Origin of the sequence: Corynebacterium vitaeruminis DSM 20294 (assembly GCF_000550805.1) — a bacterium.
Classification (GTDB): Bacteria; Actinomycetota; Actinomycetes; order Mycobacteriales; family Mycobacteriaceae; genus Corynebacterium; species Corynebacterium vitaeruminis.
The window spans coordinates 514309-527806 of record NZ_CP004353.1; the positions used below are offsets into that span (position 1 = coordinate 514309).

Below are 13498 nucleotides of genomic sequence, written 5' to 3' on the forward strand. Positions count from 1 at the left end.
AGACTCGTGCCAAATCGTTGTAATTCGGCACGGAAAGCGTGGCACCTATGGGTTCGATGCGCGAGACGGTGGCGGAGAAGGTCGGAAAGATCTCAGCCCACCACGAGGCGCTCAAGACGAAGAAGCTGGGCTTCCTCGTCCGCCCCGCGACGCTTGCCATCGGCTGGCTCATCGTCATCATCGGGATCATCACCATCCCGTTCCCCGGCCCCGGCTGGCTCACCGTCTTCGTGGGCGTGGGAATCCTCTCGCTGGAGGTCCACTGGGCGCACCGCCTGCTCGAGTGGGGCGTGCACCAATACGAGTGCTTCTTTTCTTGGTTCCGCCGCCAGCCCAAGACCAACCGCTACGGGATCGTCGCGGGTACCTGCGCCGTGGCCTGGGTAGCGGTCGGTGCCTCGACCTATATCGCCTGGCAGATGGGGGCGATCCCCGCGCTCGACCCAGTCATGGAGGCCATGGCGAACAGCTAGCGCCGCGCGCCGCGGGCGGCCAGCGCCAGCACGGCGACTCCCGCGGCGATCGCCAGCCCGTACCCCAGCCTCTCGCCGACGGGAGCGCCCTCCACCTGCGCCCGCGCCACCGTGAGCCCGCGTTTGTTGCCGTCGGTCGGTGCGAGCATCCCGACGATCCTCTCTGGGGCGACCGCGCCCGTCGTCGGATCCACGCTGGCGGAAAGCATCTCTCGGAGCTGCGCCGGGCTCGCCTCGGGGTGGCGCTGGCGCAGGAGCGCCACAACCCCCGAGACGACCGGTGCCGCGAAGCTCGTGCCCTCGAAGCCCGCGACGCCGCCGCCGGATTCCAGCCCCGCGCTCAACCCCGCGCCGGTGACCCCGGCCTCGACCAACCCCGCGGCGCTCAACGCGCCGGGGGCATCGAGCGAGTAAGAACTCAGTGAATCGGGGGAGTCGTGGGCGGCGACCGCCACGACGCTGGGGCGCGCCGCGGGCAGCACAGTAGACCCCCGCGGGCAGCGCGGTGACTCGTTTCCTGCCGCCGCGACCACCACGACCCCGGAATCCTCCGCCCGAGCAAGCGCGGCGTCGAGGGGCGCGAGGTCGGGCGCGACCGCAGGAGGCAGGCAGCTGACCACGGACACGTTGATCACCTGCGCGCCTAGGTCGATCGAGCGGTGGATCGCCTCGGCAAGCGAGGCGAGGGTGCCTCCGAGCTCCTCCTCCGGCCGCTGGTTGCGGGAGGAGGTCTGCCGGACGGCGATGAGCTGCGTGCCGGGGGCCACGCCCACCACCCCGTCGCCGGTGTCCACGGCCCGGATGATGCCGGCGACCACGGTCCCGTGCGCGTCGCAGTCCGCAAGAGCCGTCGAACCCTCCGCGAGCAGATCCCCTCCGTCGATGATCTCCCCGAGGCGCGGCACCGGCTCGACGCCGGTGTCGATGACCGCGACCTTCACGCCATGGCCGTCGGCAAGCGAATGCACCTTTCGCAAACGGTCGCCGACGTCGGCCTGCAACGCGATGTCGTGGGACGTCGCGGGGAGGGGAATCGCGCAGGCGGGCTGCGCCGACGCCGGAAGCGGCACGGCGACGTGCAGGAACGCGCAGGCCGCGAGCACCCGCCACCACCTCATCCGAGCGCCCTCACCATGGCGAAGAACCCGGCGAGGTGAAGCGCGAGCGGCAGGGTCGCGGCGACCGCGAGGGACTCGACGCGCTCGAACCAGCTGATGGTGGTGGGTTCGAGCTCCGGCACCCTTGCCGACCAAGCCGGGGCGGTGACGAGAATCAACGCGGGCGGAAGCGCAAGGACGATTCCCCACGCCCCTGGCCCCGCCGCGAGCGCGACCGCAACGACGCACACGGCCGCGGGAACCCACGACGACCACACGCACACGGCCGAGGCCTGCCGGTGAGCGTGGAGCGCGAGCGCAACGAACGCGCTCAGAGCCAGGGCCTGGGCGAACACGCCTTCTCCCTGCGCGAGCCCCACCGCCCCGGCGAGGATCGCCACCCCGCAGCCGACGTGGATACCGTCGTTGATCGCGATCGCGAGGCCAGCTACGGCGTCCGGATCCTCGAGCCCTCGGTCGCTCTCCGCGAGGTCGTGGCCAGCGCTGGGGATCCGTGGCACCTTCAGCCCTGCCAGCGAACCGGCAACGCCAGGGGAAAACAACATGCCCGCGATGCCTACGACCACGAGCAGCGCCGAATACCCTAGCCACCAGCGCTCGTGCGAGAGGCCGAACTCGGGGCGGAAGAGCCACGCCGCAGGACATGCGAGAGCGGCAGCGATGGAGGCGGTGGCCACGGCGGCCCGCACCAGGGCGGAAACCCGGGCGATAAACAGGGTTCCGACCACGTACATGAACGCGAAGAGCGCCCCACCGATGACCGCTAGCGCCGCCTGATCCGGCGCGAGCTCGTAGAACCGAGGCCCGCCTATCGCCCACGTGGCCGCCGCCGCGCACGCAAGCGCGCCGGGAACCACGAGCGCGGAGGCGTGCGGCCAGCGCAGCAACGCGAAACACGCCAACGCCAGGATCGCGGGTCGCGCCGCGAGGGGAATTCCCAGCGCCGGCGAGGACACGACCGCCCCCAGCGCGACCACCCCGGCTAGTGCGCTGAACACCGCGGTCACCGCCGGGTTGGCGGTCGGCCTCGGACCATCCACGAGGGCCTCGGCCGCGTCCTTGACGAGCGGCGCGGGGGATTCTCGTTTGGGTCCGAGCACGATGACGGATCCGTGGCCTATTCCCAGCGAGCACAGCGGTTCGTGCAGATCCAGCAGCTGTCCGGCGGGGGTGCGGGCCTCCCACGGCAGCGAGATCTGCGGCGCCTTCATGAGCGCCAGCACCTCCGGCAGGACCTCCTCCATCGTGGAGGCAGCCGGCAGGCACAGGTCCGCGCCGCTGCGCACCCGCGCCACGTCGCCGCCCAAGGCCAGGCGCACGTGAACACGCAGAAGGTGGTCGACGAGGGGCATGCGTCCTCCCTGTTTCTCGAGGTGGGTGGTTCGGGGTATGCCCGTGGCATCATCGGGATGCTCGGGGCTCTAGGCGCATTGGACTGCGCGGTCGCTGGCACGGTTCCGCTCCGATCGAAACTTCTTTCGCTTGTCGACGAATACTGCGCTCGACGAGCGCGTGTCGAGGCGATGGCCTATCCTGTGGGGCACGACGCTCGTTCTAAGGGTATGACGGGCGGAGGACACCCTTGGGCTGGCCTTTTGGCGCGGTCCTTGATCGGTAGGGGGAATCGATGAATTCCATAAATCGGCTGCTCGCGAGGGTTTCCGCGCTAGGAGGCGGGGCCCGTCAGCAGGTAGCACCAGCCGGGAGCGCTCGGCGGCGGGTGACCGTTGTGGCCGCCGAGGCGCGGGCCGAAGCTCCGGCCGCCATCGCGGCGGCCCCGTGTCTGCTCGACGCGCCCAGCGACGAGGTGCCCATGCTGGCCGCGACCAACCGCGAGGCGGCCCCGCCGCTTCCCGCGGGCGAGCTTCGCCCCGAGCGGATCCCTGAGGCGAGCAAGCCCCAGCCCGTGCCGCTCATCCGAGCGCTCATGCCGCTGGTCATGGTGCTCATGGTGGTGGCGATGGTGGGGCTCATGGCCTTCTCCGGTGGCCCGCTGAACCCGACGGTGCTCATCTTCCCGCTCATGATGCTCACCAGCCTGCTCATGATGCTCAGCCCCACCCCCGGCGAAGACGTCGACGAGACCCGGCGGGTGTACCTGCGCCACCTCAACTCCCTGCGCGAGCAGGCGCTGCGCAACGCCCAGGCCCAGCGCCGCCACGAGGAATACAAGAATCCCGCCCCGGGCGAGCTGTGGTCGCTCGTGGGCACGCCACGGATGTGGGAGCGCGGCGCGGAATCCCCCGACGCCCTGGCTGTGAGGGTGGGGTCGGGCAACGCCGCGCTGTGCACGCCCATCGCGGTCGAGGACTCGGGGGCGCCCGAGGACCTCGACCCGGTGTGCGCCATCAGCCTGCGCCACGTCGTGCGCTCGGTGGGCGCGGTGCCGGGGCTTCCGCTGGTAGTGCAGCTGCAGGCCTTCCCCGTGGTCGGGCTTACCGGCCCCCGAGCGCCGGAGCTGGCCCGGGCGATCCTGGCGCAGCTGGCGGTGCATCATGGGCCGGAAGCGGTGGGGATCAAGACCCTCGGGCTGGGGTTTGACTGGTGCAAGTGGCTGCCGCACACGCGCAACCCCGGTCGCGCGGCCTTCCAGGTTCTCGTCGTCGACGACACCATCGACGCCGACCAAGCCCTCGTCGAGGGGGAGCACACCTGCATCCTCAGCGTGGGAATGCGGGAGGGGACCGTCTTGGCCCAGTGGGCGGAGAACGAAGGCCTCATCCTCGACGCCGACGAGGCGTTGAGCACCTCCACCGAGGCGGGAACCGAGGAACTGGGAGCCCCCGACGGCCTGAGCCTTGACGCCGCCACCCAGCTTGCGCGCTCGCTCACGAGGTTTCGCCGCCCGGATACCGCGGCCGGAGACTCCTCTGACCTGCGCCGGCTGCTCGGCGTGGAGGAATTGGATGCGGCAGCCGTCGACAAGCTCTGGCAACCGCGAGGAAACCGCCGCCTGGCTGTGCCGATCGGCCTGAACCACCACGGCGCGCCGCTCATCGTGGACATCAAGGAGTCCGCCCACGGCGGCATGGGACCGCACGGGCTGTGCATCGGCGCGACCGGGTCCGGCAAGAGCGAGCTCCTGCGCACGCTGGTGGCGGCGATGGCCGCGACGCACAGCCCGGAGGATATCAACTTCGTGCTCGTCGACTTCAAGGGCGGCGCGACCTTCCTGGGCTTGGACGGACTGCCGCACACCTCGGCGGTGATCACCAACCTCGAGGACGAGTCGCTGCTGGTGGAGCGCATGCACGACGCGATCGCGGGCGAGATGAACCGACGCCAGGAGCTCCTGCGCAAGGCGGGGAACTTTGCCAACGTCACCGAGTACACGGCCGCGCGCGAGCACAACGCGGAGCTGGCGCCGCTTCCGGCGTTGTTCATCGTCATCGACGAGTTCTCCGAGCTGCTGGGCCAGCACCCCGACTTCGCCGACCTTTTCGTGGCCGTCGGCCGCCTGGGGCGCAGCCTGCACATCCACCTGCTGCTCGCCTCGCAGCGGCTGGAGGAGGGGCGCCTGCGCGGGCTCGACTCCCACCTGAGCTACCGGCTGGGACTCAAGACCTTCTCCGCAGCGGAGTCCAGGCAGGTGCTGGGTGTGCCGGACGCCTACCACCTGCCCAACCAGCCGGGCAGCGGCTATTTCAGGACCTCTTCGGAGAGCATCACGCGGTTTCGTGCCTCCTACATCTCGGGCCCGCTGACCCGGGAGAACCGGCCGGTGGCCGCAAGCCTCGCGGTCCGAGAGTTTCACTCCTGGGAGGATGTGGAGGAGATCGTCCCCGCGGGCGAAGCCGGCGTGACCGTCGATCCCCGCGGCCGAACGCTGGTCGACGCCGTCGTGGAGGCCACGAGTCAGGTGGCCGAGCGCAGGAAGCAGCGCGCGCACCCCATCTGGCTGCCACCGCTGCCCGAGCAGCTGCCCCTGTCGGGCGTGGTGGAGGATCACGGCGAGCTCCTCGCGCCGGTCGGGATCATCGACCGGCCGTACCAACAGCGCCAAGACGTCCTGCTCCTCGACTTCCGCGGTCAGGGAGGACACGCTGCGGTGTGTGGCGGGCCGCAGACGGGAAAGACGAACGCGCTGCGCAGCCTCGTCGTCTCGCTCGCGGTCACCCACTCGACCGAGGCGATCCGGTTCTATGTCCTCGACCTCTCGGGGAGCAGCCTGCGGCAGCTCGAGCAGCTTCTGCACGTCGCGGGGGTGGCCACCAAGCCGGAGGGCGAGAAGGTGCGACGCGTGATCGACGAGGTCCTGGGGCTCATCGAGGAGCCCGAGACCCGCCACACGTTCCTCATCGTCGACGGCTGGCACGTCCTAGCCAGCGACTTCGAAGACCTGCTCGACCCGCTCGCGAGGATCGCCGCCGACGGCCTCGCCGCCCGGGTCCACCTGGTGCTGAGCACCCCGAGGTGGACCGCGGTACGCCCGGCGGTGCGCGATCTGGTTACCCAGCGCATCGAGCTCAAGCTCGGCGAGTCTCTCGATTCGCTCATCGATCGCAAGCTCCAGCAGAAGCTGCCCGCCGCGCCGGGGTCGGCGTTGCTGCCGGGCGGGGAGCGCGCGCTGTTCGCCCTCTCCAGCGGGCAAGACATCGCCCACGCCTGCGCCGTGACCAGCGGCCAGACACCAGTGCCGCCGCTCAAGCAGCTCCCCAGCACGCTTTGCTTGTCGACGCTACGCGACCGCGCCCCGGCCCCGCGACACGGACTGCTTCTTGGCATGGGCGGACCGCGCCTCGAACCCGTGGCCTGGGACTTCTCGCAGAGCCAGCACCTGGTGTGCTTCGGCGGCCAGGGCAGCGGAAAGTCCACCCTCCTGCGAACGATCGCGGAGGAGATCTGTGGGCTCGGTCGCGAGGCGGCGCGGATCGTTCTCATCGACCACCGCCGCTCCCACCTAGGAGCGTTGCCGGAGGACATGGTGGCTGGGTATTCGGGCGGCACTGCGCAGACGGAAAAGCTCGTGGCGGACACCGTACACACGCTTTCCGCCCGGCTGCCCGGCCCGGAGGTCACCGCCACCGAGCTGGCGGCGCGCAGCTGGTGGTCGGGGCCCGAGATCTTCCTTGTCATCGACGACTACGACCTGCTTCCCGACGGCTGCCTCAACCCCCTGCTCGGCGTGCTTCCGCACGCCCGTGACATCGGGCTCCACATCGTGCTCGCGCGGAAGTCGGGCGGGGTCCAGCGGGCCCTGTTCCGCCCCTTTCTCGCAGAGCTTAAGGACCAGGCGCCCACGGCGGTTCTTCTCGACGCGGAAAAGGACGACGGACCGCTCTTTGGCGTGCGGACCGGGCCGAAGCCGCCCGGTAGGGCGGCGCTCGTCGAAAAGGGGACCCACCGCGGCCTTATCCACATTGCTCAGGCGGAAGGAACCCGGCCATGACCAGGCAATCAACCGACATCACCGAGCTTGTCGAGGTGACTCCGGACCTCGTCATCACCGTGGTCGAGAACGCCACGGTTTTCGAGGGGGAGGAAGAGGTCTACCGCTACGACCTCACCGCCAGCGGCATGCTCGAAGGCTGGGCGATCCAACCGGCCCTCGACCAAGTCAGGCAGATGCTCGCGGAAAGCTGGCCCGACGTCGAGGTGGCGGTCGACGCGCGCCCCGAGGTGGCCGCGGCGCTGGTCAATGCCTTGCTGGCCAAAGGCATTGGCGCCTACTCGGCCGAGGTGCACCGCGACGATGCCGTCGACCAGCCTTCCGCAAAGACCGAGCCAGTTCAGGACCGAAGACGCTGGCACCCGCTTCACGCCGCGCTCGCGGTGGTGGTCATCGCGACCGGCCTTATCAGCTGGTGGGCGATCACTCGCGAGCCCGCTTTCGACGTGGCCCGGGTCGCGCATGCCACCACCGAGCAGGCCACGACCAGCGCGCCCGCTCCGCGCTCGGCTGCGCCCTCCACCTCCACTGAGCCACCGCCCGCGCTGTTGGAGCACGCGGGGCTTAGGGTGCAGCTTCCCAGCGGGTACCAGCTCCAGACCCGCGACGACGGCATGATCATGGCGACCGGTTACGACCCGGATCTCCGGATCATCATGGCCACCGAGTTCGTCGGCGACCTGCCCGCCGAACACGTGCGCGCGGAGATCGATCGCATGATCGAGGAGGATCCCGCGCTCACGCTCGCGACGCCGAGCGGCATCAACCGCGGCGACCTTGAGACCGCCTACGTCGAGGACCCCGGCGACGGCTCGACCGTGGGCTGGTCGGTGTGGGTTGAGCAGGGAAACCTCTACTCGGTGGGCTGTCATTCCCGCACTGAGCTCGGGCTCTCCCAGAAGGCCGCCTGCCGCATGGCCGCCGCCACGGTGACCGTGGCGGCACAAGCCTGACGAGGAGGGAACCGTTCCCGCTGCAGCGCGGTCAAACATGGGTGAGCGCGTCCGATGCCGTGGCCGCTTGGGGGAACACTGGTCACGGCAATCGGCGCGCTACCCCTCACACCACGCAGGCCGCCTCCGGCCGCGATCTTTACTCATCAGAAAGGGACGAGGAATGTCCGGAATGTTTAGAACCGAAGCCGACGTCATGGTGGCCACCGCCGCCCGCGTCGATGACACCAACAACGAGGTACAAAGCGAGCTGGGCCGCCTGCGCGGAGTCGTGGATTCCGTGCGCGGCTCCTGGGTGGGTTCCGCCCAGGTTTCCTTCGACAATCTCATGCAGCGCTGGAACGCGTCGGCCACCGACCTCCAGGAGGCGCTCACCAGCATCAGCGAGAACATCCGCGCCAACGCATCCTCCTTCGACACCGTCGAGGCGGACAACGCGGCGCAGTTCAGCACCGTCGGCGGCCAGGGTCTGGCCCTCTAAATAAGGAAGAAAAGGAACGCTCATGAGCATGATCAAGTACGGCTTCGGCGAGATCGACGCCGCGGCAAGCGACATCCAGGCCACCTCCGGCCGCATCAACTCCCTCCTCGACGGGCTCAAAGCACAGATCCAGCCCATGGTGTCCAGTTGGGAGGGACAGAGCTCCACGGCCTATCAGGAAGCCCAGCAGAAGTGGGATCGCGCGGCAGCCGAGCTCAACACCATCCTCGCTACCATCTCCAACACTGTCCGCGACGGCAACGACCGGATGGCGGAAGTCAACCGGAAGGCGGCCGCTTCCTGGGGATAACACACTAGGGCCGGCATCCGGGGATTCATCACGGGTTCAAGGCAGGCACGCCCCGGCCGCCGGCGAGCAAACAGAAGAGCAGTAGGCAGGCACGCTGCGCCCCGCGCCCGGGTTTCCCATCGAATGGGACGAGGCCGCGGGGCGCTGCGTCATGCGTTGGGTAAGCCGCCGAAGGTGAACGTCGAGAAGCAAAAAGAAAAAATTTGGGGGAAGCGCATGTCATGGCGTAAAATCGTCAACTTGTGTGTATGAGGCGCGCCGTCGTGCGGAAATCCGCAGGTGGGCGCGCAGATGCGAGTAGACGGGTCACCACCGGCCGCCGCTTACTTTGCGCTCGTACTCGCCATGGCTGGCAGTTCTACTAGACAGACTTAAATAAGGAGTCAAAGTGTCTACTTACCACCCAAAGAGCGGTGACATTACCCGTAAGTGGTACGTCATCGACGCCACTGACGTGGTGCTGGGTCGCCTGGCTTCCCAGGTTGCAGACCTGCTTCGCGGCAAGGGCAAGCCGCAGTTCGCACCGAACGTCGACTGCGGTGACCACGTGATCGTGATCAACGCCGACAAGGTTCACGTTTCTTCCAACAAGCGCGATCGCGAGATGCGCTACCGCCACTCCGGTTACCCGGGTGGTCTGAAGTCCCTGACTCTGGGTCGCTCCCTGGAAATCCACCCAGAGCGCGTCATCGAGGAGTCCGTCCGCGGAATGATGCCGCACAACAAGCTGAGCCGTGCATCCGTGCGGAAGCTGCACGTTTACGCTGGTTCCGAGCACCCGTACGCTGCTCAGAAGCCAGAGACCTTCGAGATTAAGCAGGTGGCACAGTGACCGAGCAGAATGTAAACGACAACTTCGAGGCAGAGGCAGCCGACGTCGCTGCTGCGACCGAAGAGTTCACCAACACCATCGGCGACGCAATCGCCGCTGAGACCTCCACCGAGGTCGAGGCCGCTGCGCCGGTGTACCACGAGGGCCCGATCCAGACCGTTGGTCGCCGTAAGCGCGCCATCGTCCGCGTTCGCCTCGTCGAGGGTTCCGGCGAGATCGTCTGCAACGGTCGCCCGCTGGAGGAGTACTTCCCGAACAAGCTGCACCAGCAGCTGATCAAGGCTCCGCTGGTCCTCATCGACCGCGACGGTCAGTTCGACATCCACGCTAACCTGCGTGGTGGCGGCCCGACCGGCCAGGCTGGCGCTTTCCGCCTCGCCATCGCCCGTGCGCTGAACGTCTACAACTCCGCAGACCGCGCTGCCCTGAAGAAGGCTGGCTTCCTTACCCGAGACGCTCGTGCCGTCGAGCGCAAGAAGGCCGGTCTGCACAAGGCACGTCGTGCACCGCAGTACTCCAAGCGTTAATACTCCTTTTCGCTTCGCAAAGCCGCTTCTCACCGTCTCCGGTGGGGGCGGCTTTTGCCGTTTCTGGGCCAGCCGTGGGTTCCGCTGAGAACGCTCGCGTGCGTCGGGGCTTCGCGAGACGCTGATGCAGGTTGGGGAGGAGACGCCATGCATAATGGAACCTATGACTCGACTCTTTGGAACCGACGGTGTCCGTGGCCTTGCCAACAAGAATCTCACTGCACCTTTGGCGCTGCGGCTGGGATCTGCGGCGGCACACGTGCTCACCTCCGACCACTCCTCGTCGAAGCGCCGCCCGCTGGCCGTCATCGGCCGCGACCCGCGCGTGTCCGGTGAGATGCTCGCCGCGGCGCTGGCCGCGGGCATGGCCAGCCGCGGCGTGGACGTGCTGCGCGTCGGCGTCCTGCCCACCCCCGCGGTGGCCTACCTGACCGACTTCTACGGTGCGGACATGGGCGTGGTCATCTCCGCGTCCCACAACCCGATGCCCGACAACGGCATCAAGTTCTTCTCTAAGGGCGGGCACAAGCTGCCCGACTCCGTCGAGGACGAGATCGAGCACACCATGGGGCAGCTGCCCGAGACCGGCCCCACCGGGCACGGCATTGGCCGCGTCATCGAGGAGGCCACCGACGCGCAGAAGCACTACCTCGAGCACCTCGCCCAGGCGATGCCCCGTCGGCTGGACGGCATCAAGGTGGTTGTGGACTGCGCCAACGGCGCGGCCAGCGAGGTCACCCCGCGCGCCTATGCGGCCGCCGGCGCCGAGGTCATCGCCATTTACAACGAGCCCAACGCCTACAACATCAACGACAACTGCGGCTCCACCCACATCGAGCAGGTCCAGCAGGCCGTGGTCGAGCACGGGGCCGACCTGGGGCTTGCCCACGACGGCGACGCCGACCGCTGCCTTGCGGTCGATGCGGAGGGAAATATCGTTGACGGCGACCAGATCATGGCGATCCTCGCGTTGGCGATGAAGGAAAACGGTGAGCTGCGCAAGTCCACCCTCGTGGCCACAGTCATGAGCAACCTCGGCCTGCGCCTGGCCATGGATGCCGCGGGCATCACCCTGCGCACTACCAAGGTCGGCGACCGCTACGTCCTCGAGGACCTCAACGCGGGCGGCTTTAGCCTGGGCGGCGAGCAGTCCGGACACATCGTCATGCCGGATCACGGCACGACCGGCGACGGCACGCTCACGGGTCTCGCGCTCATGAGCCGCATGGCCGAGACCGGCAAGCCGCTCAAGGAGCTGGCCCAGGCGATGACGGTGCTTCCGCAGGTGCTCATCAACGTCCCGGTTTCCGACAAGACGATCATCGAGTCCCACCCGAGCGTGGTCGAGGCCATCGCGCAGGCGGAGGGCGTGCTCGGCAGCACCGGTCGCGTGCTGCTGCGCGCCTCGGGCACGGAGGAGTTGTTCCGCGTCATGGTCGAGGCCGCCGACGAGGAGCAGGCGCGCAGCATCGCGGCCGACCTGGCCGCGGTGGTGGCGAAGGTCTAGCGCTTCGGCGTCGTAGGCGTCGGAAAGCGACGGCACAACCCAAAGGGCCTCGGAGGAGACTTCGGGGCTTTTTCGCGTGGGAGGAACCGCGGGGCGAGGTCGGGCGTCTTTGTGGGGTAGCGACACAGACCAGACGCGAAAAGGACGGACCATGCCACCGCTAGACCCACCCACTTCCACCGATACCAGTTCTGCGACCCTTGCCTTCGACCCCGTGGCCTCAAACGAGGCGCTGACGCGGATGGGGGAGCTGGCCGCGGAGCTGGCGCGCGCCCACCAAGGACTTCCTCCCACCCTCCCAAAAGGGGCGGCGGGCAGGGGATTTGCAGCGTACGAGAAGGCGCTGGGGGAGGTCTACGCGGGGCTGCACGAGCGCACCGCAGCCGCGTTCGACGTTCTATCTCGCGGCGTCACCGCGGCGTTGCAGCAGGTAGAGGAGCTGCGTGCCACCGACGAGGCGCACGCGGCGAGCACCCGTGCGATCTGGGGGCGTAGCTGATGGCGGCGCCGCTGATCCGGATCATCGTGCAGACGGTGTCCAAGTGCGTGTCCTCGCTGAAGTCCGCCTCGCGCGGAAGCTACGCGGGCAAGGCCGTCGAAGAGGGGCTGGAGAAGGCCTTGGGGGCTACCGACGGTCTCGACACCGCGGCGATCCGCAAGGCGGGTGAGGTAACCGATGCGGCGCGCGGGGCGGCGTCCAAGCTGCCCGACCTCGCCGAGGTCGCGTTCACGCTGGTCAAGGAGATCGGATACTCGCTGGTGGCGACCGGCCTCATCGAGTTGGTCGATGAGCTCGTCGATCGCATCCGGGGCGCGGAGAAGGTGGAGGAGGAGACGGGCAAGGCCGCCGACGCCGTCGACACCGTCAACGAGGAGGCGAACCAGGCCTGCGAGGAGGTCGCCCGCAGGCTCGAGGCGACCATCGCCGACATCTGCGCGTTCCTCGAGTCCTGCGACCCGAGCGAGCACCCCGCCGAGTTCGCCAGCGCAGTCGAGGCCGGTGCCTGCCTCATCGACGACGCGACCTCCGCCATCGAGGGGCTCTGCGACGACAGGGACGAGGCGATCAGCTCGTGCTTGAGTTCGCTTGTCGACGCCGGTGGCACCGAATGCGCCGCGCCGCAGGCGCCGGTACCCGAGGCCTGCCTGACCGCTCCGGCCTCGTCCTCGGTAGGTGCCGCCTCCTCGGCGAGTGCGGAGTCTTCGGTGGCCGCGGCATCTTCAGTGGCTGCGGCCTCGTCCGAGAGCGGAGTGGAGCCCCTGACCACACCGGCCGCCACGGTAAACCTCCCGCAGGCAGCACCGGCTGGGACTCCTGCGGGTTCGGCGGGAGCGTCCAGCTGCGGCGTCCTAGGATTGGTGGGGCTGGGCATCGTGGTCGCGGCGGTGGGGTTCATCGTCGAGGAGGTGGCGCACTGCCTCGAGTCGTGCGAGCCCGAGGTGCCTCAGCCCGAGCCCGCAGAGGAGCCCGCGGCAAAGGACTGCCCCGAGCTAGCGGCACCTCAGTCCGAGCAACAGGCGGTCTCGCAGCCCGAGCCCAAGCCGGTCCCCGAGGTCGTCCCCGAGCCGGTTCCCGCAGGCGTGGAACCGCCGCCGAAGCCGATCCCGATGGCGGCCGCCGAGCCGCCGCCCAAGCCGATCCCCGCGGTCCAGCAGCAACCGGTGCCGGAGCCCGCGCTGACGGTTCGCAAGGCAGGAGGGTGGTAAATGGACTACGACGAGTTCGTGCGCATCTTCCGTGAGCGCGCCGAGAAGCGAATGGCCGAGTTCGACAGGTCGGTGGATAAGGCCACCGAACGGCGCACCGACGCAGAGCGGCGCGCACAGGCCATGCCGCAGGAGCGAGCCCCTATCCGCCGGGTCTACCGGGCGCGCAAGGTCCGCGGCATTCTGAAAGAGCAATAAGGG

General features: G+C 68.7%; 13 protein-coding genes. 11 read left to right on the forward strand and 2 right to left on the reverse strand.

Going from position 1 to position 13498, the window contains the following annotated elements; genetic code table 11:
- Positions 1-47 precede the first annotated feature (47 nt).
- The gene (locus B843_RS02505) at positions 48-473 is read left to right on the forward strand and encodes a TIGR02611 family protein (protein ID WP_025251947.1); all 426 of its coding nucleotides are present in this window, start codon (positions 48-50) and stop codon (positions 471-473) included.
- Here the strand turns inward: B843_RS02505 and B843_RS02510 are convergent.
- On the reverse strand, positions 470-1591 hold the full coding sequence (locus tag B843_RS02510; RefSeq protein ID WP_025251948.1) for a S8 family serine peptidase: 1122 nt from the start codon (positions 1589-1591) through the stop codon (positions 470-472). The genes B843_RS02505 and B843_RS02510 overlap by 4 nt on opposite strands.
- Positions 1588-2943, reverse strand: coding sequence for a type VII secretion integral membrane protein EccD (gene eccD / locus B843_RS02515; RefSeq protein WP_025251949.1), 1356 nt, complete (start codon positions 2941-2943; stop codon positions 1588-1590). Before eccD ends, B843_RS02510 begins: the two co-directional genes overlap by 4 nt.
- Positions 2944-3311: 368 nt before the next feature.
- Between eccD and eccCa the strand changes: the two genes are divergently transcribed.
- From eccCa to B843_RS02565, 10 genes are all read left to right on the forward strand, one after another.
- Positions 3312-6980: a type VII secretion protein EccCa gene (eccCa, locus tag B843_RS02520; RefSeq protein WP_025251950.1), complete on the forward strand. Its 3669-nt coding sequence runs from the start codon at positions 3312-3314 to the stop codon at positions 6978-6980.
- The gene (locus B843_RS02525; RefSeq protein WP_025251951.1) at positions 6977-7933 is read left to right on the forward strand and encodes a type VII secretion-associated protein; all 957 of its coding nucleotides are present in this window, start codon (positions 6977-6979) and stop codon (positions 7931-7933) included. The genes eccCa and B843_RS02525 overlap by 4 nt, the downstream gene beginning before the upstream one ends.
- 163 nt (positions 7934-8096) lie before the next feature.
- Positions 8097-8414 (forward strand): WXG100 family type VII secretion target, encoded by a 318-nt coding sequence (locus B843_RS02530; RefSeq protein WP_025251952.1) that lies wholly within the window; start codon positions 8097-8099, stop codon positions 8412-8414.
- 22 nt (positions 8415-8436) lie between these two features.
- A complete protein-coding gene (locus B843_RS02535; RefSeq protein WP_025251953.1) occupies positions 8437-8724 on the forward strand; it encodes a WXG100 family type VII secretion target in 288 nt (95 codons plus the stop codon).
- 388 nt (positions 8725-9112) lie between these two features.
- Positions 9113-9556, forward strand: a complete 444-nt coding sequence (rplM, locus tag B843_RS02540) for a 50S ribosomal protein L13 (RefSeq protein WP_025251954.1) — start codon at positions 9113-9115, stop codon at positions 9554-9556.
- A complete protein-coding gene (rpsI, locus tag B843_RS02545; RefSeq protein WP_025251955.1) occupies positions 9553-10083 on the forward strand; it encodes a 30S ribosomal protein S9 in 531 nt (176 codons plus the stop codon). Before rplM ends, rpsI begins: the two co-directional genes overlap by 4 nt.
- Before the next feature lie 163 nt (positions 10084-10246).
- Entirely contained in the window at positions 10247-11590 is a 1344-nt protein-coding gene (glmM, locus tag B843_RS02550) for a phosphoglucosamine mutase (protein WP_025251956.1), read from the forward strand.
- Between the two features lie 151 nt (positions 11591-11741).
- A complete protein-coding gene (locus B843_RS02555) occupies positions 11742-12089 on the forward strand; it encodes a hypothetical protein (RefSeq protein WP_025251957.1) in 348 nt (115 codons plus the stop codon).
- On the forward strand, positions 12089-13297 hold the full coding sequence (locus tag B843_RS02560; RefSeq protein ID WP_025251958.1) for a hypothetical protein: 1209 nt from the start codon (positions 12089-12091) through the stop codon (positions 13295-13297). Before B843_RS02555 ends, B843_RS02560 begins: the two co-directional genes overlap by 1 nt.
- The gene (locus B843_RS02565) at positions 13298-13495 is read left to right on the forward strand and encodes a hypothetical protein (RefSeq protein WP_025251959.1); all 198 of its coding nucleotides are present in this window, start codon (positions 13298-13300) and stop codon (positions 13493-13495) included.
- Positions 13496-13498: the final 3 nt, after the last annotated feature.